The 20,979-nt window shown below is 36.0% G+C and carries 20 protein-coding genes; 7 read left to right on the top strand and 13 right to left on the bottom strand.

Features of this window, described 5'->3' with window-relative positions:
• Window positions 1-20: 20 nt before the first annotated feature.
• The 3 genes from polX to zapA all read right to left on the bottom strand — a co-directional run bounded on the left by polX (window position 21) and on the right by zapA (window position 2,722).
• Window positions 21-1,739, bottom strand: a complete 1,719-nt coding sequence (gene polX, locus ACSKT4_RS08345) for a DNA polymerase/3'-5' exonuclease PolX (RefSeq protein WP_465823179.1) — start codon at window positions 1,737-1,739, stop codon at window positions 21-23.
• Window positions 1,740-1,899: 160 nt separating this feature from the next.
• Window positions 1,900-2,451, bottom strand: coding sequence for a CvpA family protein (locus tag ACSKT4_RS08340; RefSeq protein WP_186870235.1), 552 nt, complete (start codon window positions 2,449-2,451; stop codon window positions 1,900-1,902).
• A gap of 7 nt (window positions 2,452-2,458) precedes the next feature.
• Entirely contained in the window at window positions 2,459-2,722 is a 264-nt protein-coding gene (gene zapA, locus ACSKT4_RS08335; RefSeq protein WP_186870234.1) for a cell division protein ZapA, read from the bottom strand.
• A gap of 159 nt (window positions 2,723-2,881) precedes the next feature.
• Here zapA and rnhC point away from each other — a divergent pair, with 159 nt between their 5' ends.
• Entirely contained in the window at window positions 2,882-3,823 is a 942-nt protein-coding gene (gene rnhC, locus ACSKT4_RS08330) for a ribonuclease HIII (protein ID WP_186870233.1), read from the top strand.
• 347 nt (window positions 3,824-4,170) lie between these two features.
• On the opposite strand, the gene ACSKT4_RS08325 is transcribed toward rnhC, so the two are convergent.
• The 6 genes from ACSKT4_RS08325 to ACSKT4_RS08300 all read right to left on the bottom strand — a co-directional run bounded on the left by ACSKT4_RS08325 (window position 4,171) and on the right by ACSKT4_RS08300 (window position 11,325).
• Window positions 4,171-5,064: a GNAT family N-acetyltransferase gene (locus ACSKT4_RS08325; RefSeq protein WP_255488123.1), complete on the bottom strand. Its 894-nt coding sequence runs from the start codon at window positions 5,062-5,064 to the stop codon at window positions 4,171-4,173.
• The gene (locus ACSKT4_RS08320) at window positions 5,061-5,909 is read right to left on the bottom strand and encodes a GNAT family N-acetyltransferase (RefSeq protein WP_366481150.1); all 849 of its coding nucleotides are present in this window, start codon (window positions 5,907-5,909) and stop codon (window positions 5,061-5,063) included. The genes ACSKT4_RS08325 and ACSKT4_RS08320 overlap by 4 nt, the downstream gene beginning before the upstream one ends.
• Window positions 5,910-5,957: 48 nt before the next feature.
• The gene (locus ACSKT4_RS08315; protein WP_186870232.1) at window positions 5,958-6,407 is read right to left on the bottom strand and encodes an NUDIX hydrolase; all 450 of its coding nucleotides are present in this window, start codon (window positions 6,405-6,407) and stop codon (window positions 5,958-5,960) included.
• Window positions 6,408-6,716: 309 nt separating this feature from the next.
• A complete protein-coding gene (gene pheT / locus ACSKT4_RS08310) occupies window positions 6,717-9,143 on the bottom strand; it encodes a phenylalanine--tRNA ligase subunit beta (protein WP_186870231.1) in 2,427 nt (808 codons plus the stop codon).
• A gap of 12 nt (window positions 9,144-9,155) precedes the next feature.
• A complete protein-coding gene (pheS, locus tag ACSKT4_RS08305; RefSeq protein WP_339214402.1) occupies window positions 9,156-10,190 on the bottom strand; it encodes a phenylalanine--tRNA ligase subunit alpha in 1,035 nt (344 codons plus the stop codon).
• Window positions 10,191-10,587: 397 nt separating this feature from the next.
• Complete coding sequence (locus tag ACSKT4_RS08300; RefSeq protein WP_186870229.1) at window positions 10,588-11,325, bottom strand: TrmH family RNA methyltransferase; 738 nt, start codon at window positions 11,323-11,325, stop codon at window positions 10,588-10,590.
• Window positions 11,326-11,421: 96 nt separating this feature from the next.
• Between ACSKT4_RS08300 and sspI the strand changes: the two genes are divergently transcribed.
• The 6 genes from sspI to ACSKT4_RS08270 all read left to right on the top strand — a co-directional run bounded on the left by sspI (window position 11,422) and on the right by ACSKT4_RS08270 (window position 17,289).
• On the top strand, window positions 11,422-11,646 hold the full coding sequence (sspI, locus tag ACSKT4_RS08295) for a small acid-soluble spore protein SspI (protein WP_186870228.1): 225 nt from the start codon (window positions 11,422-11,424) through the stop codon (window positions 11,644-11,646).
• A 302-nt stretch (window positions 11,647-11,948) separates the two neighbouring features.
• Window positions 11,949-13,535 (top strand): hypothetical protein, encoded by a 1,587-nt coding sequence (locus ACSKT4_RS08290; protein WP_465823177.1) that lies wholly within the window; start codon window positions 11,949-11,951, stop codon window positions 13,533-13,535.
• A 71-nt stretch (window positions 13,536-13,606) separates the two neighbouring features.
• Window positions 13,607-14,830 (top strand): ABC transporter permease, encoded by a 1,224-nt coding sequence (locus ACSKT4_RS08285; protein ID WP_366481146.1) that lies wholly within the window; start codon window positions 13,607-13,609, stop codon window positions 14,828-14,830.
• Window positions 14,827-15,960 carry an ABC transporter permease gene (locus tag ACSKT4_RS08280; RefSeq protein WP_465823176.1) on the top strand — a complete coding sequence of 378 codons (1,134 nt, stop codon included), beginning with the start codon at window positions 14,827-14,829 and terminating at the stop codon, window positions 15,958-15,960. Before ACSKT4_RS08285 ends, ACSKT4_RS08280 begins: the two co-directional genes overlap by 4 nt.
• Window positions 15,953-16,624 carry an ABC transporter ATP-binding protein gene (locus ACSKT4_RS08275; RefSeq protein ID WP_186870224.1) on the top strand — a complete coding sequence of 224 codons (672 nt, stop codon included), beginning with the start codon at window positions 15,953-15,955 and terminating at the stop codon, window positions 16,622-16,624. Before ACSKT4_RS08280 ends, ACSKT4_RS08275 begins: the two co-directional genes overlap by 8 nt.
• 53 nt (window positions 16,625-16,677) lie before the next feature.
• Window positions 16,678-17,289 carry a lytic transglycosylase domain-containing protein gene (locus ACSKT4_RS08270; protein ID WP_186870223.1) on the top strand — a complete coding sequence of 204 codons (612 nt, stop codon included), beginning with the start codon at window positions 16,678-16,680 and terminating at the stop codon, window positions 17,287-17,289.
• A 560-nt stretch (window positions 17,290-17,849) separates the two neighbouring features.
• Here the strand turns inward: ACSKT4_RS08270 and ACSKT4_RS08265 are convergent.
• The 4 genes from ACSKT4_RS08265 to ACSKT4_RS08250 all read right to left on the bottom strand — a co-directional run bounded on the left by ACSKT4_RS08265 (window position 17,850) and on the right by ACSKT4_RS08250 (window position 20,781).
• A complete protein-coding gene (locus tag ACSKT4_RS08265) occupies window positions 17,850-18,359 on the bottom strand; it encodes a GNAT family N-acetyltransferase (protein ID WP_186870222.1) in 510 nt (169 codons plus the stop codon).
• Window positions 18,356-18,877 (bottom strand): DUF1572 family protein, encoded by a 522-nt coding sequence (locus ACSKT4_RS08260; RefSeq protein ID WP_186870221.1) that lies wholly within the window; start codon window positions 18,875-18,877, stop codon window positions 18,356-18,358. Before ACSKT4_RS08260 ends, ACSKT4_RS08265 begins: the two co-directional genes overlap by 4 nt.
• Before the next feature lie 72 nt (window positions 18,878-18,949).
• Window positions 18,950-19,255, bottom strand: a complete 306-nt coding sequence (locus tag ACSKT4_RS08255) for an RNHCP domain-containing protein (protein WP_186870220.1) — start codon at window positions 19,253-19,255, stop codon at window positions 18,950-18,952.
• A gap of 761 nt (window positions 19,256-20,016) precedes the next feature.
• Window positions 20,017-20,781 carry a DUF817 domain-containing protein gene (locus ACSKT4_RS08250; protein ID WP_186870337.1) on the bottom strand — a complete coding sequence of 255 codons (765 nt, stop codon included), beginning with the start codon at window positions 20,779-20,781 and terminating at the stop codon, window positions 20,017-20,019.
• Window positions 20,782-20,979: the final 198 nt, after the last annotated feature.

Raw genomic sequence — 20,979 nt, 5'->3', positions numbered from 1 at the left:
CCGAGATGTCGTTTAGGCTTTTATTTATTACGGTTAAAGTACGCCATTAGTTTCTCTTTTGACCAAGAATTTAACACGGTATCCTTCTTTAACCAGCCCTTTCTTGCAACACCGACACCATATTTCATATGTTCTAGCATTGTATAATTATGGGCATCTGTATTAATAGCAATTTTCACACCAGCGTCCTGTGCCGCCCGAGCCCATTCCGCCGAAATATCCAATCGATTCGGATTTGCATTTATTTCTAGTGCTGTATTCGTTTCTTTTGCTCGTTCTATTAACTTATCCAATTTAACCTTATATCCATCTCTTCTTCCGATTAACCTACCAGTAGGATGAGCAATTAACGATACATAAGGGTTCTCTAAAGCCGTAAACAATCTCTTCATAATAAGCTCTTCCGATTGGCTAAAACTAGAATGAATAGCAGCAATCACGTAATCCATCTCTTTTAGAAAATCATTAGAAAAATCAAGGGAGCCATCTGTTAAAATGTCCATTTCTACCCCTGCAAAGATATGGATGTCTGTATATTTTTCATTAAGCTTAGCAATTTCTTCACGTTGGCTTCTAAGACGCTCTTCGTTTAATCCATTGGCAACCCGCAAATTTTTGGAATGATCGGTTATCGCAATATAATCGTAGCCATAACTTCTAGCTTGATTTACCATTTCTTCAAGCGTTTGAGCACCATCACTCCATGTTGTATGCATGTGAAGATCCCCGCGAATATCGTGTAATTCTACTAAATCAATCGGCTCTTGAAATGCAGCCACTTCACCTGTATCTTCCCTTATCTCAGGTGGGATAAAGTGTAGGCCAAAGTGTTGGAAAAACTCCTGTTCTGTAGAAAAGGTTAAAATTTCATTCGTCTCCTCCACTTCGATACCATATTCATTTATTTTCTCGCCTCTTGATTTTGCCAGCTGTCGCATGGCCACATTATGATCCTTGGAACCGGTGAAATGATGAAGTGTCGTTGCAAACTCGTTATCCGCTACTAAACGAAAATCCACATTTACATCATAGACATCATCTAATGTTACCGAAATCTTTGTATCCCCTTTAGCAATCACTTCTTTTAAATCTGGTATTTGAAGTAACGCTTCACGCACCTGCTCGATATCGTCGGTAGCGATAATAAAATCTAAATCCTTAATCGTTTCTTTCATTCTTCTTAACGAACCGGCTCTTGAAAATTGTTGTATCGCTGGAATTAATTGTAAATATTCTTCAATTCGTTCTGCAATAGGAAGCATATATGCAATAGGTAGGCGTTCAGGTCTCTTGCCAATCTCATTTAATGCAGCAAGTATTTTCTCAGCCGATTTTTTCCCAAAACCAGCTAATCCTTCTACCTTTCCAGACTCAATAGCTGCCTTCAATGTTTCCGCATCCACAACATCGAGCTCTTGATAGAGTTTAGCAAGCTTCTTACCACCTAGACCAGGTACATTTAAAAGCGGAATTAGGCCCTCAGGTACTTCTCTTTTAAGCTCTTCTAACGTCTCTGACCTACCTTGTTCAAGGTATTCAGCGATTACCGTACTTGTCCCCTTCCCAATTCCTTTTATTTCTGTGAAATCCTTAATATCTGCTAAAGAGCGATCATCTCTTTCTAATGCCTGTGCCGCTTTTCTAAAAGCGGAGATTTTAAAAGGATTCTCCCCTTTTAATTCTAAATATATAGCAATTGTTTCTAATAATTTTATTACGTCTTTTTTATTTATAGCCATCTTTATCACCTATTTAAAAATTTGTTTCAAGTTCGATACATTTTTCGTTCAATTCGTAAAAAAAGCCGATTAAAAAAACATGGCTAATTCATAACGAATCATCTATATTGTACCTAGCATACAATGATAATCCTAGTATTATGAATTAGCCTTTTCTTTATCAATTAATCATCGCAACAATATGGTTAAACCATAAATCTTTAATCTTTTCCGAGAAGTATGGTGTATGTTCAACTATAAATAATGCTACATTTGAATTATTTACGTATTCTTGTATAGTTCCAACTGGAGTCAGTACAATGATATATAAGATTACAAATAGAATTAAATATACTTCTAAAAATCCAAGAATTGCTCCAAATATTTTGTTAATGGAATTCAATATTGGTAATGAAGCAATCACATCAATCATCGATGCCAAAATTTGCAACCCAATTTTAGCTGCAAAGAAAATAACCGCAAAGGAAATTGCATTATAAAACGCATTTTCGATTGGTAGCGCAGCTAAGAAATCAGCCCATAAACTATCATCCGTAAGCGTAGGGTATGGAATAAATTGTTCTAAATGCTTAGACAGGTCGTCATAAAAAGAGGCAGCTACAATAAAGGCAACTATAAAACCTAGCAAATGCACCGCCTGAAGTATCAGTCCCCTTTTCAAACCTACAAGGAAACCGAAAAGTAATAACACTATAAGTACTAAATCTATCATATGTAATTTATCCTCTTTCTTTTTTAATTGAACCTAGTAATGATGCATAGTCTTCTTTTAATGCTAGGTAATCATTCATAGAATTTATAGCTGTCAACACAGCAAGACTAGCAGTATCGAGCTGTGGGTTCATTTCATGAATTTCTCTCATTTTTTGATCCACTAAACTAGCCACTAATCGAACATGACTAGCATCTTCATCACCAACAATTGTATATGATCTATTTCTTATTTCAACGGTTACACGTGTTTTATCTTGTTTTTGGGTCACTAGGTTACCCTCCTACCTTATTTAACGATTCTAGCAATTTCTATATTTTATCTTAACATGAAGACAGACAATTAGGAAACTGTTCCTACATGAATTTTATGGATTTCTTTCTCGTAAAATCTTTGTTATAGTCATTATGAAAAGAAAGGATGAACTTTCATGTCACAAAATGTTTTACTACTTGCAAATGAAGTAATGGAAAAGATGAAGCAATATTATCATAAATCATTAACCACTACTCCACAAGGGGCTGTTTTTCGTGCAAAAACTTCCAATGTGGTGATTACAGCATATAAATCTGGAAAGGTACTTTTTCAAGGGAAACATGCAAATGAAGAAATGGATAAATGGTCAGATCAATCGAATGTCGTAGAAAGTAAGAATCCAAAACAGTACAAGTCCTCTTCCAACACACTATATACACCACCTGATACACTATTTACCGCATCCCATATTGGATCTGATGAAGCAGGGACAGGGGATTACTTTGGACCGATTACAGTTGCTAGTGCTTTTATTAGCTCTTCTCAGATTTCTTTACTAAAAGAGATTGGGGTAAAAGATTCAAAAAATCTAACCGATGAGAAAATAATCCAGTTAGCAAAGGAAATCGCACAAATGCGAATTCCTTATTCGTTACTAATCCTACATAATCCAAAGTATAACAGCCTCCAAAAAAAGGGATGGTCGCAAGGTAAGATGAAAGCCATGCTTCATCATCATGCCATTCGTAAACTATTAACCAAAATTGAAAGTACACCCTATGAAGGTATCCTGATTGACCAATTTTGCGAACCGAATGTATATAAAAAGCATATCGCTTCAGAAAAAGGGCAGCTACCTAACAAGACCTATTTCATGACCAAAGCTGAAAGCCATTCCATAGCTGTTGCTACTGCATCCATCATTGCTAGGGCAAGCTTTGTAAAGGAAATGGACAAGCTTTCTGAGCAAGTTGGTATTGAACTAAGAAAAGGTGCATCAAAACTAGTTGACCAGACCATCGCTCGGATAATACGTGAGCAAGGAGAAGATGTGCTACAAACATGCGCGAAGGTGCATTTTGCTAACACGCAAAAGGCAAGGCAGTATTTGTCATAAGAAATATCCTTTGAGGCTGGGACATAACGAAAGGAATTACCTGTAAAACCAAATATACACGATACTCGCCATTATTCGGTTTTTACTAGGATATATTTTTTTGTCTCAGCCCTTTCTTCTAAACTTCTGTCCAAACTTGTAAACGTAACATCACCATTGGGTTACTTTCATTCCCTGCCCTAAGTAACAATTAGACTTCTTTTAATAACCCTTCTTGCGATTGATAGACCCCTTTATTCCTAAATTTCACATGGAAACCTTTACTTTTGTGACAAAAAAGGATAGAATTTTCATCCTATCCTTTCATTGTCTATCCGGTTACGATATTAAAACGGAATTAGCCTGCCCTATTTCCTGTCCTTCTTAAACGTATTAAGACTATGTTGTAGTCTGAAACCGGCCTTTTGATATAAGTTTACAGCCGTTTTATTTTCTGCACTTACAGTTAGTCGAATAGATGGAATTGTTTCAAATGTGAATAACCACTTCAAACTACCAGCTATCAACTGACTACCAATCCCTTTACTCCTTTTCGACTGATGAACACCAACAAATTCAATACTTCCATCACTAAATTCTGGTTCTGCTTCAACATATACATAACCACATAATTCCTCATCCTCTACTAGGATAAATACTTTATTACGCTCATCAAGTCTATCGATAATTTGTTGACCACTATAATATGTACCTGGGAAAAGTTGATCATGTAAGGCTACCATTTCATCATGGTATTCAGCGGTTAATTCCATTAAATTAGAATCTTGTAATCTATGAACATCGTTACGATCAAAAATCAATATCGCCTGTTCACTTCCCTTTGAAAAACCATTTCGGATAGCAAACTCATGAACCAGTTTATTTTCTTTATTAGGAAACAACAGGAACGTATTGATGCCAGCTAGCTTGTTTTCAAGTAACTTCACCCACATCTGATCTACTATACCCTTTTGTTCCTCTATCACGAAAGGTCCCCAAACCTCGCCTACACCACTATCAAAATCTGGATCAATACCTACAACCCCAAGTAAATCACCTTCATATTGCGCTGCAACAAAGCTTTTAGGATAAGGGATTTCCTCCTTCATATATTCCGCAATTTCTATGCTATCTTTACCACAAAATCCTATGTGGGAAGATTCTAACCTATTTAGCTCAGCAATAAACCTTGCTACTTTTTCTACATCTTCCTGTTCTATAAAGGCTGTTTTCACCATAATGTTCTCCTCTGTTTTGTTCATTTACTTGCTGTGGGAATGACGACTGCCTGACATGCTTTTTCATAGAATTCAATTGGGCCAGCCCCACCAATAATTGCATAGGCATAGCCTAATTCCTTCATGTCTCGTAAACAATGATGGAGCAATCGATATCCTATCCCCTTTGCGCGATTGGAGTGGATAACTCCCATTGGACCAAAATATCCCTTTTTACGTTTATAAACATCAAAAGCAGCAAACCCGATAATTGCTTTGCTATCATCAACAGCAATATATACGTTAGACTCATTATGATCAAATGCATCCCCTATTGTTTCTGCCAATTCCTTGGAAAAATGCTGCTCTACAAATGACACAAGCTGTTTTTCATCAGCAGGAATTGCCTTTTTGATTCCTAGCGAGTCCAATGATGGGAATGTATAATATTCAAGATTAGTAGCCATATCTCGTGAAGTTGTGCCATGTGTCATGATAATCTGTTTACTTTCTTCATTGAGGACATCATCTAATGCCTTCGTTACAATCAATGCTCTAAGCACATGACCTTCATTTAAGAAAATCTGATTATAGCCCTTCATATAATCTATCGCTCTCTGTAAAACATTGGCCGTATCCTGACTAATTAGCGCATTAAAAAAATCATTTTTTATCGGTTTTATTTCGGTTTCTTCTTCTTTCACGCTACATTCCTTAAAATCGAGATTTAGTTTTATCCATAACTCTCCTAATGCGCCACCTTTTTCCTGCATGCAAGATACAAATATATGTATAGGCTTTACAATTCTATCCTTAGAAAGCATAGCTTCTTCTTCAGCCTGTTCCAATATTCGCTTCAGTCTACTTGAGAGGTAAACTTTCTTCTCCACTAACACGGGGCACCCCCTCCCTTAAAAGTCATTATTGGTTCATGTACATCACTGCTTAGGCAGATATGAATAAATAAGCTTTTTGACGAGTGGATTTAAACTATCAGGTAATTCGTTAAGCTTAAAGAATTTAGCATCAACTGTTTCTACTCCGTCTACCTTTAATTCTCCACCCGTTATATCCTTGCAAATATATACCACGGTTACAGGATAAAACTCATCTCCATTTGGAAGCTTGACAAAATGTTCTTTTCCAGAGATAACATTCACTAATTCTAGTTTACCTAATTGGATTCCAGTCTCCTCTAATACCTCTCTTCTACCAGCTTCTTCTGTAGACTCCCCTAATTCTAAGAATCCACCTGGAACTCCCCAGCGACCATCATGCCTTTTCTGAAGTAATATTTCCCCATTATGATTCAGCACCCCTACAGCTGTACCTACTAAAATTAATGGTTGATGGCTAACAAGCGCCCTAAGTTCTTCAATATACCCCATTGCTCATCCTCCTACACTCGATATTCTCTGTGACTTATCCTACACACAAACACCAGTATATTTCAAATTTTAGATATTTTTCATTCTACCACAATTTTCAGATGAATTAGCAACTATTTTCCATATTGGAGGAATTAAAGAAGAGGCTTTAAACAAAACTACTTCTAACATAGGATAAACCAAACATGAAAATTAGTGCATCAAACCCGCACCAGCTAATGGGTTGATTGTTCGGTTTTTATTACCTTTGTTTTAGTTTTGTCTATAGCCTCTTGATAAATTACAGATATTCTATTTTTACAAATTCGCTTAAGACCTTACATATGCATGATGTTTCTCATTTACCGCTTCTATAATAGCCTGGTAGGATTTTTCTACATCTTCATCGACTAGTGTTTTCTCCGGATCAAGATATAATAGGCTATATGCTACTGATTTCTTACCATCTGGTAGGTTTTCCCCTTTATATAAGTCAAATACTTGGACTTGTTTCACAAGCGGCGCTCCTACTTGCTCGATGGTCGTTTTTACATCACCAGCATTCACTGCATCATCCAAGATAAATGCAATATCACGTGTTACAGATGGATATCTTGGAATTTGTGTATAGCTTGGGACATGGTGGTGAGCATCAAGTACTGCTTCCAAATTAATATCAAATACATAGGTTTCTTTTAAATCAAGCTCTTTTTCAAGCGCTGGGTGTAATTGACCCATGAATCCTATTTCTTTCCCATCTAATAAGATAACTGCCGTACGCCCTGGATGCATATCCTCAAGTTGTGCTTGTGCTACAGTTAACGATAATTCTAGATGTTCAAATAATCCCTCTACGATTCCTTTAACCACATAGAAGTCAACCTGCTTACTTTCTTGCTGCCATAGATGTTCTAACCATTTCCCAGTCAATACTCCGGACAGACGTAATGGCTCTTCTGGTTGCTTAGTTAGTTCTTTTTCATTCGTAAGGAAAATGGAACCAATTTCATAGTAAGCAAGATTGGATTGATTTCTAGCTAGGTTATAGCTAATTGTCTTTAAAAGCTCCGGTAATAGGCTAAGTCGTAGGTACTTATGCTCTTCACTCATTGGCATTGCTAAGCTGATTGGTTCTGGATTTAAAGCCTTCACTTCAGGACTAACTAGCTTTTGAATAAAGTTCTCACTTGTTAAGGAGTAGGTTCTAGTTTCCATTAACCCTACACCTTCTAAATAATGTTTAACGGCGCGTCTAAGCTGTTGTCGCTTCGATAGTCCACCTGCTGTCGCTGCTCCGGTTGGCAACGTATATGGTAAATTATCATACCCGTAAATTCTTGCCACTTCCTCAAGCATATCTTCAAAGATGGTAATATCACCACGACGTGTTGGTACAAATACGCTAAATTCATCCCCTTGACGCTCATAGTTAAATTGTAATCGCTCTAGAATCTTAGCAATATCATCAGAAGAAATTTCAGTACCTAAGCGACTGTTAATCATTTCCGTGTGAACCTGAACCGTTTTCTCTGAGCGATCAAGCTTATCGAATTCCACAACCCCATCAAGCACTTTGCCACCAGCATAAAGCTCTAATAAATGAGCAGCACGTAATCCAGCTTGTTTTACTCTGTTTGGATCAATACCTTTTTCATAACGAGTACTAGCTTCACTACGAAGTCCAGTAGTTTTTACTGTCTTACGAATGGAAACAGAATCAAAATACGCTGCTTCTAGAAGAATGTTCGTTGTCTCACTTGTTACTTCTGAATTAGCTCCTCCCATAACACCAGCTAACGCTACAGGTTCGTTACCATTGGTGATTACTAAGTCCTCTGTTGTTAACGTGCGTTCTACATCATCAAGGGTTACAATTTTCTCACCATCTATTGCAGTACGAACAACGATTTCCTTGGATCCGAGTCGATCATAATCAAACGCATGTAATGGTTGACCATACTCTAACAATACATAGTTGGTAATGTCCACAACATTATTAATTGGTCGTATACCTGCCGCTAACAAGTAATTTTGCATCCAAAGTGGAGAGGATTTAATTTCCACATCCTTAATAACGAGGGCACCGTAGTATGGATTTAATCCCTCATCTTCAACTTTTACAGAAATAGAATCAGCAGCTTTTTCACTAGACATAGTCACACCATCTTGGGGAAGGTTGACTGATTTATCAAGTAAAGCACCCACTTCATATGCAACCCCTAGCATACTTAAACAGTCTGCACGATTAGGTGTTAAATCAAATTCTAATATCGCATCGTCTAAATTCAATAATGAATCAACACGTTCACCAATAGGGGTATCTTCTGGGAAGACAAAAATACCATCTGCAAATTCCTTAGGTATGTGTTTTTCGTCCAAGCCTAACTCTTGCAGGGAGCAAATCATACCATTGGACTCTATACCGCGTAGTTTAGCCTTTTTTATTTTGAAATTGCCAGGTAATACTGCGCCGGGTTTCGCAACAGCTACCTTTTGTCCTTGACGTACATTTGGGGCACCACAAATTATTTGTAATATTTCGTCCCCTACATCGACCTGACATAAATTTAATTTGTCTGCATTTGGATGTTTTTCACAACTTGTTACATGTCCAACTACGACATGATTACTTTTTTCTGCTATATACTCTATATGATCTACCTCAATCCCAGATTTTGTTACTTTTTCAGCAAGCTCTTCTGGGCTAATACCATCCATATCTACATAATTTTTTAACCAATTTAATGAAACTAACATCGTTTACCCTCCTTAAGCCTGGTGGAATTGTTTTAGGAATCGGCTATCATTTAAATAAAACTGACGAATATCATTAACACCATATTTCAGCATGGCAATTCGTTCTGGTCCCATTCCAAACGCAAATCCTGAATATACGTTTGGATCGTATCCAGCCATTTCTAAGACATTCGGATGTACCATCCCAGCACCTAAAATCTCAATCCAGCCTGTCCCTTTACATACGGAACAACCTTTTCCATCACATACTTTACATGAAATATCCATTTCTACAGAAGGCTCTGTGAATGGGAAGAAGCTCGGGCGTAAGCGAATGTTACGATCTTCCCCAAACATCTTCTTCGCAAACACATTGAGAACCCCTTTTAAATCACTCATTTTAACATCTTTATCAACATATAATCCTTCAATTTGTGTAAATTGATGCGAGTGTGTCGCGTCATCTGTATCACGACGGTATACTCTACCTGGACAAATCATTTTAAATCCTTTTTCACCCTTATACTCCTGCATCGTACGAGCTTGAACTGGTGACGTATGGGTTCTTAATAACAATTCATTTGTAATATAGAAGGAATCCTGCATATCTCTAGCCGGATGATCCTTTGGTAGGTTTAGCGCTTCAAAGTTAAAGTAATCTGTTTCCACCTCAGGGCCTTCACGTACTTCATAACCCATACCAATAAATAGGTCTTCTATTTCTTCAATGACTTTTGTTAATAAATGTGGTCCACCAACCTTAACTGGACGACCTGGTAATGTAACATCAATTGATTCTGATTGAAGTTTTTCTTCTAATGCAGCATTTTCAAGAACCGTATTCTTTGTTTCGATTGCATTCGTGATTGCTTCCCGTACTTGGTTGGCAATTTCTCCTACTACTGGTCTCTCTTCTGGTGAAAGCTTACCCATTCCTCGGAGTACTTGTGTTAACGAGCCTTTTTTTCCTAAGAATGATACTTTGATTGCTTGAAGTTCCTTTAAGTCAGATGCTTCTTCTACTTTTGCCAATGCTTCTTCTTGTATGGCTTTTAATTCCTCTTGCATGGTTTTTACCCTCCTAAATTTAGGTTTATCTGCCGTATCCGCTGTCCATAACATTCTTTTTCTTTCTTTGAGTTAAAAACTATAGCTAATAAAAAAAAGCCTTCTATCCCTATAAGAAGGGACGAGGCTTGAATTCGCGGTACCACCCTTGTTGACACAATTTCTGTGCCCAACTCGATGAATCATAACGGATTTTATTCCGGAACACCTTTACTAATATCATTAGGTCCAAGTGTCAGCTCCAGAGTGAAAGATTAACGAGTTCATAGTAGAAACGTTCACAGTCAAGACGTTTCTTCCCTGAAAACTATGGTATAACTGTTAACCGCTCTTTCTTAGCTTTTAACTATTTATATTTAGATAAAATTATAGTCATAATACGTACTATTTGCAAGAATTATCCTTTAATATGATACATGAGAATTCCTGCTGCAATACTAACATTCAGTGATTCTGCTTTACCATAAATAGGAATTTTCACTACTTCATCCGCTAGATCAAGTACGTTCTGATGAATACCTGAACCTTCATTTCCTACTATTAATGCAACCTTTTGAGTAGTCTTTACTGTATGAAAATCTTTGGAATTAGTGAGTGCACTTGCCCAGATTTTAAAGCCTGATGTTTTCAAATCATGGATCCGAGAGGTCAGATTGTCTTGAAAAACTGGTATATGAAAAATAGAACCTTGAGTCGAACGGATTACTTTATCATTGTACATATCCACCGTCCCTTCTCCTAATATAACGGCACTAAATCCTGCAGCGTCTGCTGTACGAATAATCGTGCCTAAATTCCCTGGGTCTTGAATACGGTCGAGTAATAAAACATAATCCCCTGCTACCGCTGTATCATTATTCATTTGAACAACTGCCGCAATTCCTTGCGGTGTTTTCGTTTGGGTAAGATGCTGAAACACATTTTCAGAAACAGCTAAAATCGGATAGTCATTAGCCCAACTCGGTAATTCCACTCCGTCTTGTAGAATGATCTCCTTTATATTCCAATTACTATGAACCGCCTCTTCTATTAAATGGAACCCTTCGATGAAGAATGTTCCCGTTCTCTCCCGTTCTTTTTTCGTATGTAATTTTTTTAAAGCCTTTACTTTATCGTTTTTAACAGATGTTAACAAATTCATTCTCCTAATCATATTCTTTTTACTATCATACATATTTAATCCTAAACTGGTCAAACTATCCATAGTTTAATACAAATAAGGGGTGATTTTTTGGATTTAAATCTGCGTCATGCAATACTGTCCAATATCTCTGACAATGATCAAAGTCAGTTAGAAGCAACTATTGTCGATGCTATTCAATCTGGAGAAGAAAAAATGCTACCTGGGCTAGGTGTTCTGTTTGAGCTTATTTGGCAGCAATCCAATGAACAGGAAAAGCAAGAAATGATTGAAGCATTAGAACAAGGTGTCAAAAGCGCTACAGCAGGTAGTTAATAAAGCATAAGAAGGTATCACTACGATGCCTTCTTTTATTTTTTTCTAAATTAAGTCATTATACCTATACTTGTCTCATATAGATGAAGTAACATTAAATTCGAAATGGAAAGTTTTAGCATTTGTAATACAAAGGACCTATTAACGTCTAAAACAACAATTTGATTTATAGGTAATTCGATTCATTTTTTATAATAAATACGGTTTTGAAAATAAATTGACTCTTTTGATTCTCGATGTTATACAATGTATGTGTTGTATTTTATTTACTTTTTAGGTTTGATTTTGAAAGGGGAATATGGATGGTAGAAAACTATCAAGATGGAAAACAGAATAAAAAGGGCTTTAACAAATTATTATCAATTATTATTGCAGCTGCAGTATTATTAATTGGAGGAAGTGTAGCTGCATTTGTTTTAATTGATAAATCACCAAAAGCCAATTATTTTCTGTATGAAAAGAAAACTGTAGATTTTCTGGGAAAACAGGTAGAGGACAGATATGGATCAGAACTGGAGTGGTCTGAAAAAGGATTAGAAAATCCTATTGAAGATATTTATGAGGTTTCCGCACAACTTAATATGCAATTATCAGATAGTCCAGGATATATAACACCTGAACAAATACTAAATAACACAACTATTACTATAACAAATCAATTAGATCGTAAAGAAAAGATTGGCAAGGCTTCATTAAAGGGAAGCTTTGGTAATTTCTCTATTGAAGACATTAACTTCTTTATAACATCTGAAAAAGTGATGCTAGGGCTTCCATTTATGAATGAGATACTGCAATTAAAAGGCGATGATTTTGGTAAGCTCCTCAATCAAGCAGACCCTATGACATTCACTGGAGAAGAATCAATTGATTTTGATATGTTCTTTAATCAAAACGTTCTGGATGAAGAAGACATGAAATATATAGAAGACAATTATATTAATGGACTTTATGAAGCGCTCCCGGATGAAGCATTTACATCCAATAATGAAAAGGTAAAAATAGGTGATGATAACGTTGATACGGAAAAAATCACCTTCCAGCTATCTGAAAAACAGGTAAAGGACATTTTAAAAGATACGTTTACCAAAATGGCTGATGATGATCGCATGAAAGAAATCATACAGGAATATATTCTAGCCCAAGGAACCAGTCCAATTAGACTTGGTGAAAGTATGGATGTATTAATTCCAAACTTTGATGAAGAATACGAAAATATTTTGCAAGAAGCTATTACTGGTCTGGATAGCTTTATGATTCCAGATGGTTTCACCTCCACGATTTGGGTTAATAAGGATATTATCGTAAAACGTGACTTTTCTATTGAATTAGGTCCAACAGAAGAGGAACTAGTTACGTTTTATCTAAATGGCACACTGAACCAAAACGATACAGATGTATCATTAGCATATGAGTTAGGTTTTGTAGATGAGCTAGGAATTGATTATAAGATTAACTTAGATGGTGAATTGTCAAATAAAAAGGGCGAAATCAACGATAGCTTAACATTAACTAGCGATACACTAAAAATAATCTATGAATCTAAAGAAACAGTAGATAAGAGTAAAAAAGATTTTAACCGAACATTTACACTATCAGATGATACTGGTTATGCAATGGATCTAATTTGGTCTGGTGATGCAGAATATGATGGAGATCAAATGAAATCCAATCATGAATTCACCGTTGCTGGTGATGGAATACCATCAAACGCAATCGTATTAACGGTCAATAAAGAATCTAAAGTAACAGATAATGTCTCACTACCTACTGAAGAAGAGGTAAAAGATATCGGCAGCTTATCTCTAGAAGAGCTAATGACATACTTTGAAACAGAGGTCACACCACAATTTGAAGAATGGTTAATGAGCGTTATTGGATTTGGGTTTTAAGTAGAAATGAAGCAACGACCATGGAATAGAAAGAACCATTGGGCGACAAGTATTAGAAGTAGGTGAACATAATGCAATTCCTTAAGCTTGTATCGTTATTCACCAAAAATAATCTAATGCAACTTAGGAGGAAGTGGCGATCACTTCCTCTTCTTTTGCTTTTTCCAATCTTTCTAATTGGATTAGTTGCATTTATTTTGGTTGCTTATATAACGAATGTACAGGAAGAACCAATACAAATTGGTTTAGTTGATCTTGACCAATCTACTGAGACCGCCATGGTCATTAGATTGTTAGAGGAGTCCTCCCAATTAGGGGATTATTTACATATGAAACGGTTTTCTGAGCAAGAGGCGAAAGAGAAAATAGAACTAGACGAATTAGTAGCCTATATCCTATTTCCAGAAGAATTTACCAATAAGTTATATAGTGGAGAGTCCATCATTGTAACGGTTGTTGGTAACCCAAATAGAGAAATGGAAAGCTATCTTATAAAAGAATTAGTTGATAGTGCAGCTAGGCATATTAGCTCCTCCCAAGCGAATATTCTAACTATCAATTATTTTGCCAAGCAATTAGACATCGATACGGAAACAAGAAACATGATAGTACTCGAACAATTTAACGAATTTTTACTATATGCCATTAGTAAGGATAATGTCTTAGACCAACAAATCGTGTCCAATAATGCCACCTCGACTCCACAGGAATATTTCGGCCTGGCTGCGGGGTTCTTTGTTTTCACTATATGGATTTTCACTATTTATCAGCTACTGTATAGAGAACAGTCCAAGGAAATTCAAACGAGAATGATGCTTTATGGGGTTACGGAGCTTCAGCAAATTATCGCTAGAATCTTGATAACATGTCTGATCAGCATTATATTAGGTACGTTATTATTTTTTGGATTTATACATGTACTAGATTTATCTATTCACCATGATAATTATGCTAGATTGATAGCTCTACTGGGCTTACATACGATTAACTTTCTATTTGTGCTAGCATTGATAGAAACGACAGTCCATTCTAAAAAGCTCCAGCTGCTTGTACAAATTATTGTTACTGGAATCTTATTACTTGCAAGTGGTTCTATCATTCCAGCTATTTATTTACCGCTTTATATGCAGGAATATATTCCTTATCTGTTTTCCTACCAGGCATTTCACTGGTTAGAGGAAATTATCTTGAACAGGCGAGTTTATGCGGATTACATACCGCTTCTCCTCACAGCTGGAATTTCAGCATTTTTGACAATCGGGTTAGCTTTACTGAAGGAGCGGGTTAAGTCATGAAGGATATTTTGTTTACGAGACTTCTATTATGGAAAAAGAAAGTAATCAGTATGCTCTTCTGGTTTCTACTACCAATACTTGGAACCTATCTTTTCATCTCGATTGCAAATACCATTCAAGAGGATTCCAATGTTCCAATTGGAATTGTCATGGAGGATGATTCCGATTTAGGGCATCACTTACTAGAATCCATAACAGAATCCGAGCTTGTTCAAGTACATGAAACGACGAAAAAGGAAGCATTATACCAATTGGAAAAACATGAGCTTGATAGTGTTTTTATTATCCATGAAGGATTTGAGCAGGCTGTTAACAGTGGTATGCGAAATAAGATTCTCTCGAGCTATCGAACAGAATTATCTATTGCATACTCCCCTATTAAAGAAATAATCGTTTCACTCGTACAAGAGCAGACAGGTCGTGCTAAGGCAGCGAATTTTATCCTCGAGATGAATGAACAGTATAACGTGACAGAACCTTGGACTTTAGAGGAAATTCAGCAAAAGACTATACAAGTACAAATGGATGAAAATCTACTGAATACAGCGTTTACCTATTACGGAACAACAAATAGCAATGTTGAACCTACATTAATCTCATGGAACACATGGACTATTTGGGCAATCTTTAGTTTATTAAGTTCATTATTCCTATTTGACTGGGTAATTAAAGAAAAGTCATTAGCTGTTTCAGCTCGCTATACATTTATTCACCTGTCAAAATGGAGCTACTACTTCAAGCTGATAATCTTATATTTCCTTATATTTTTGTTATTTGATTTCATGGCCTTAGCTGTGTTTACAGTATTATTAGATGAAGCGATTTCCCTTCATTTTATATTCGTACTGATCAGCTTTAGATTTATGCTATGTATGCTTTCCTTTAGTATAGCAAGCTTCTTCAGGAAGACTGCAAGATATTACGGTATATCACTCCTGATGGTTATCGTTCTAGCTATTTTAACAGGCGCAATCATTCCGGTTCATCAATTTATTCCGGAATTACCTTTCGCTGCTGTTCTTAATCCACTCCACGCTTTCATTAGTGGCAATCCAACCATTCTGTGGAGTAGTTTTAGTTTAATACTAGTTTTCATATCTCTTTTTCGAAAGGATGTTAGCAATGCTTAATATACAATCCTTAACAAAACGCTATAACAGGAAACAAATACTTAACAACCTTTCCTTCTCCGTATTGCCCGGTGAAGTTATCGGACTTGTCGGGGAAAATGGAGCTGGTAAATCGACTTTATTACGGTTGTTAGCTACAATCGATAAGCCAAATAAGGGGAGTATTACCCTTTTTGATTACTCTTATAAAAAGCATCGTAAAGAAATACGTAAGCAGATTGGCTATGTTCCACAGGATATAGCTATTTGGGATGAGCTTACCGTTAAAGAAAACATGTTATTTTTCGAAAAGCTCGCTTATACAAATAAAACAAGTGAACAATTAAGACAGTTATGCTTGGAAATGAATTTGGATAAGTGGGATGTACCGGTTAAAACACTATCTGGTGGGATGAAACGAAAGCTGAACATTGCTATCAGCTTAATCCATGATCCAACTATTTTACTATTAGATGAACCAACTGTTGGCATTGATTTAAAGTCTAAAATAGAAATTGGCTCCTATTTGCTTAAACAAGCAAAAGAACATAATCGAATCATCCTTTATACTTCACATGATATGGATGAAATAAAACATCTTTGTGATCGGGTAATTTGTATAGGAAATGATTTATTCTATAAGGAAATTCTCAAAAATTCTGGTAAAGAAGTAATTTCATTCTAGTATTTTATGGAACATTTATAGTAAAATAGTAGGTGAAATAGAGGTGCGATAAAATGGATATAAGACAACTACAGCTGATTATGCAATATCAGGCAATGTCAATCTTAAGTTCTAATACGAATAGTCTATCAAGCTTTTCACCAGTAGTAGATGTGGCATTTAAACAAATACTAGATGATAAATTAGAAGAATCCACTATACTTGATAAGCAAACTAGCTTACCACTAACAATGTCTCCATTCCTATATAATACGAATGCCGTAGATGCTAGTGAAGGACAACCAATTCCTAATGGTTATAGCGCCTTGGTCGCTGAAGCTTCCAATAAGTATGGGATTGATGAGCGTTTAATTCATGCTGTCATTAAGACTGAATCTAACTATAATCAATTTGCTAAGAGTAGTGCGGGCGCGCAAGGATTAATGCAGTTAATGCCTTCCACAGCAAGAGGTCTCGGTGTGGTCAATCCATATGATGCAAAACAGAATATTGAGGGTGGAACGAAGTATTTACGCGAGATGTTAAATCGCTATAACGGAAATGTGGAGCTAGCTTTAGCAGCATATAATGCTGGTCCTGGAAACGTCGATAAATATCAGGGAATCCCTCCATTTGAAGAAACACAGAATTATGTAAGAAAGGTAATGAACCAATATTTAGCATAAATCACAGAGGATCTTAGGTGTGATAGCCTAGATCCTCTTTCTTTTTCTTCATATGATATGTCTTCATTTCTACCTATAATATTACCTGTGTTCTATGAGATAAGAGTTAAGTAGGGTTCCCGATTTTTCAAGAAACTCTCGTACCTCAAAACGGATTCTCCCCCTTTACAAAAGGGACAAATACCACATAAATAGTTCCAATACATAGAACCCAGAAAATGCCAGAGTTAATCCGTTGTTTATAAAAGTTATTTTCCTTCACAAGGGATAGACCTAATAGTAAAGAATACCAAACAATAATAGATAAGATACACCAAACCAATTTACCCAAACATTACCAAGAAGCATGATACCATATTGCTCATACATAGGTTTTAAAATAGAGTTCGTCACCCATAACCCTATAGCAAGAATTATCACACATTCTATGAATCTAATGAACACTTTTAACCATCCATTCAATTGGATCCCCTCATTTATAATATGGTCTTACCATACTATATGCCTTGAACAAAGAGGTATGTCCCAATAGAACAGATGGTGCTGCCTGTTAAATAGAATCAAATACTAGGGTTATATGCTACTTGTGCCAATTGTTTTACCCCATTCTTATCAAATTCTTTATATTTCTTCATTCCAATCTTCTCCGCTACTTTCTGAGATGGAATATTTTCAATGGTAGTATAGGAGTATATAGCAGGAAAATTTAATGTGGTAAAGGCATACTGCATACACGCTCGTGCTGCTTCTGTTGCATACCCTTTATTCCAAAAGTCCTTAATAATATGGAAACCAATTTCAGGTAATCGTTCTTCATCAATATTTTGCATGGTAATACCACAATCCCCAATAAATTGATTTCCTTCTTTTAACACCACTGCCCATAAACCATGACTATACTTCTTATAATTTTCAATATTCCATTGGATCCAGCCTTCAACCTGTTTTCGATTAAATGGCTCAGGATAATATTGCATGGATTCTGGGTCAGAAAGCACCAATTCTAGCGATTCAAGATCATCGTTCACTAATTCCCTTAAATATAGTCTCTCGGTTTCAATAACAATCATTTCAGTCCCCCTCCTTGATTGGAATCTTTTGTAGGTATACTTAAAATAGTCCAATCTTTATCTTTGATTTGCTTCCCAATATATAGAATCTGTCCTACATGATAACTAATATGGGCTATTTCAGTTTGAATGGCCTGTAATACACTTAGTGGCTTCTCTCTTAAGGTGACTGTTTTATCTAAATCTTCTTCTGTTAAATTTTCAATTGTATGAAATAGTAACTTCCAGCCATCCTCCCATATTTTCATGAGATGTGCTTTAGATACATATGTATCAATAAATTCCGAGTCTCTATCTCGATACTCTTTTTCTCCATCTGTCGTCAGAAAATCAACCCATCTGGAATGCATATTCCCACTTAAATGCTTGATTATTATCGCAATACTGTTAGATTGACCATTTGGTTTCCAATGGAAATCATCCTCCGATAATTGCTGAAATCCCATTTCTGCTCGTTCTTTAAAATGCTGAAATTGCGCTAGGATAACGTTAAGATAATCTGCTTTAAACTGACTCATGCAAGTCCTCCTAATAACACTACTTTAGGTAGCTTGGGGTAACAAATAAATACATGCCGTGTTTTATTTAGTTTACTTCGTTAATAATAGAAAAAAATTATCTTCTTGCACGGTATTTGTGGCAACAACATTTTTTTGCACTTTATAACAAGAACAACATCGATGAACAATTTGATAACCTTTTTTAGTATGATAAGTTAATTCAATTGGTTCCATTAAACCATGGCATAAACTACTTCTATCACCAGGATTTTCATCAAGATGTTTGGAATATAAGCAATATGGACAGTGATTTCGGAAACTACCATTTGTAAGTGGTAGTACCGACGCACCACAACGTTCACATTGGAATCCTGTATTTTCACTCTTTTTACTCAAGAACTTTACCTCCTAGATTTTAATCAAATCTATGGAGGCAGGGTTCCGTTTCCTTTCCTTACATTCATAAGTCTCAGGCTTTATTAAACTAGTGACCCATTCACCGCCTTCCTTTAGAGATAGCGATTACTTCTGATTCCAGCTTCCATACAGCCTATTTCATCTGTATATCCGAACCATAACTGGCTTTAGTTTCCTTTGTACCAGTCACTGTAAGACAGATGTTACTCCACCTTCCACCAGTAGGTGTATGATTAATATCACTGACGTTGGCATTCGTCCCCTAGTCCCTGAGTAATTTGACGGTTAAAGTTACTACGTTAACCATCTCCTTCGAATTATCACGTTGTATTTATTTGTTACCCATATATAGTGTATCATGTTATATTCTTAGAACATGGAAAAATTGTATTTTATTTAGATAAGTTAAATGATTCTTTCCATACTTGCATGGCAAAATGAAGCTTAAAGTTGATAGTAAGTAATGAAATTATACGTATCTCACTTAGCCCATATATGCCAGTTTAGAGTCATGATTAACATTCAATAAATTCATTCTTTCCCCATGTCCACAAAAGAATTGGTCTTTATACATAGTAATTCTAGGTATTATGTTATAGCAGTTTTGTTTAAGAATATCGTATACCATTACTTCTTGATAAGCACCTGGTTTAAATTGATCTCTATATTTTATTTACCATCTACTATTATCATTAAAGTTATAATTATATTCGTTTTATTTTATGGAGACTCCTAGTATACTAATGCTTTCCCTTTACTAACTTTAATGTTGCTACTATAAGAAAACTTACAATCACTAACAATAACCATGAACTCACCTTTCCAAGATGAACGAGACTCCACGCATCCACCTGGTTTGGATATTCCCAAGCACCAAAAAATGTAGCAATATTTTCTGCGACCCAAATGAAAAATCCAATTAGTACAAATGATAAGGCAATCGGCATTCGATATTGTGTTCCATTCACTTCGTATGTAACCCAAGACCGCCAAAATACTACTATTACAAGAACGGATATGATCCAGCGTACATCCATCCAAAAATGATGAGTAAAGAAATTCAAATAGATTCCGACTGCAAGTGGAACAACAGCTATAAATGGGGGCCACTGAACAAGTACTATCTTTAATCTGCGCCACGCCTGACAAAGATAACTCGCTACGCTTGCATACATAAATCCGCTAAATAAAGGAACGCCAAATAGTTTAAATAACCCTTCCTCCGGATAAGACCAAGAACCCATTTGAACCTTGAAAATCTCCAGAATAAGTCCAATCAAGTGGAATAACGTGATTACTTTCAGTTCATCTTTTGTTTCAAGACCAAACCATATCATCAAGCCTTGCATGAGAAGACAAATTATGAATAGCCAGTCATACCTTGCCATTAATGGTAGATCAATCATTTGTGTAATTGCTAACGAAGCAAATATTACCACTGGAAATAAACAAGATAAAGCTTGCGCCCAGCCAAAATGAACGAGTTGTTTGGTTGCTCTAACCATTCTTCCATTTATCATTTTCTTCAGCTCAATCGATATACTCAAATTAAAACCTCTCCTCCATTCTTGAATAGGGTCTAGGTTTGAAACTTAGGTTTTTATGAATCTTTTCCCGATATCAAACCTCTCCTTATGTTCATATTAGAATAATATTTATCGTATTACAATAAAAATATATTGTTTATCACTAATCCTTTTTTA

It is taken from the genome of Ornithinibacillus liuyingii (genome assembly GCF_055550225.1).
Note: the sequence above shows the minus strand (reverse complement) of the source record. Positions and strands in the feature narration are given on the sequence as shown.

Excerpts from the sequence above, each read along its gene's own strand:
- pheT (WP_186870231.1), bottom strand. The coding sequence starts at position 9,143 with ATGTTAGTTTCATTAAATTGGTTAAAAAATTATGTAGATATGGATGGT.
- ACSKT4_RS08325 (WP_255488123.1), bottom strand. The coding sequence starts at position 5,064 with ATGAACAAAACAGAGGAGAACATTATGGTGAAAACAGCCTTTATAGAA.
- ACSKT4_RS08280 (WP_465823176.1), top strand. The coding sequence starts at position 14,827 with ATGAAGGATATTTTGTTTACGAGACTTCTATTATGGAAAAAGAAAGTA.
- ACSKT4_RS08290 (WP_465823177.1), top strand. The coding sequence starts at position 11,949 with ATGGTAGAAAACTATCAAGATGGAAAACAGAATAAAAAGGGCTTTAAC.
- ACSKT4_RS08260 (WP_186870221.1), bottom strand. The coding sequence starts at position 18,877 with ATGAGTCAGTTTAAAGCAGATTATCTTAACGTTATCCTAGCGCAATTT.
- pheS (WP_339214402.1), bottom strand. The coding sequence starts at position 10,190 with ATGCAAGAGGAATTAAAAGCCATACAAGAAGAAGCATTGGCAAAAGTA.
- ACSKT4_RS08275 (WP_186870224.1), top strand. The coding sequence starts at position 15,953 with ATGCTTAATATACAATCCTTAACAAAACGCTATAACAGGAAACAAATA.
- ACSKT4_RS08315 (WP_186870232.1), bottom strand. The coding sequence starts at position 6,407 with ATGGGGTATATTGAAGAACTTAGGGCGCTTGTTAGCCATCAACCATTA.
- rnhC (WP_186870233.1), top strand. The coding sequence starts at position 2,882 with ATGTCACAAAATGTTTTACTACTTGCAAATGAAGTAATGGAAAAGATG.
- ACSKT4_RS08285 (WP_366481146.1), top strand. The coding sequence starts at position 13,607 with ATGCAATTCCTTAAGCTTGTATCGTTATTCACCAAAAATAATCTAATG.
- ACSKT4_RS08340 (WP_186870235.1), bottom strand. The coding sequence starts at position 2,451 with ATGATAGATTTAGTACTTATAGTGTTATTACTTTTCGGTTTCCTTGTA.
- ACSKT4_RS08265 (WP_186870222.1), bottom strand. The coding sequence starts at position 18,359 with ATGATTGTTATTGAAACCGAGAGACTATATTTAAGGGAATTAGTGAAC.
- ACSKT4_RS08250 (WP_186870337.1), bottom strand. The coding sequence starts at position 20,781 with ATGGTTAGAGCAACCAAACAACTCGTTCATTTTGGCTGGGCGCAAGCT.
- ACSKT4_RS08270 (WP_186870223.1), top strand. The coding sequence starts at position 16,678 with ATGGATATAAGACAACTACAGCTGATTATGCAATATCAGGCAATGTCA.
- polX (WP_465823179.1), bottom strand. The coding sequence starts at position 1,739 with ATGGCTATAAATAAAAAAGACGTAATAAAATTATTAGAAACAATTGCT.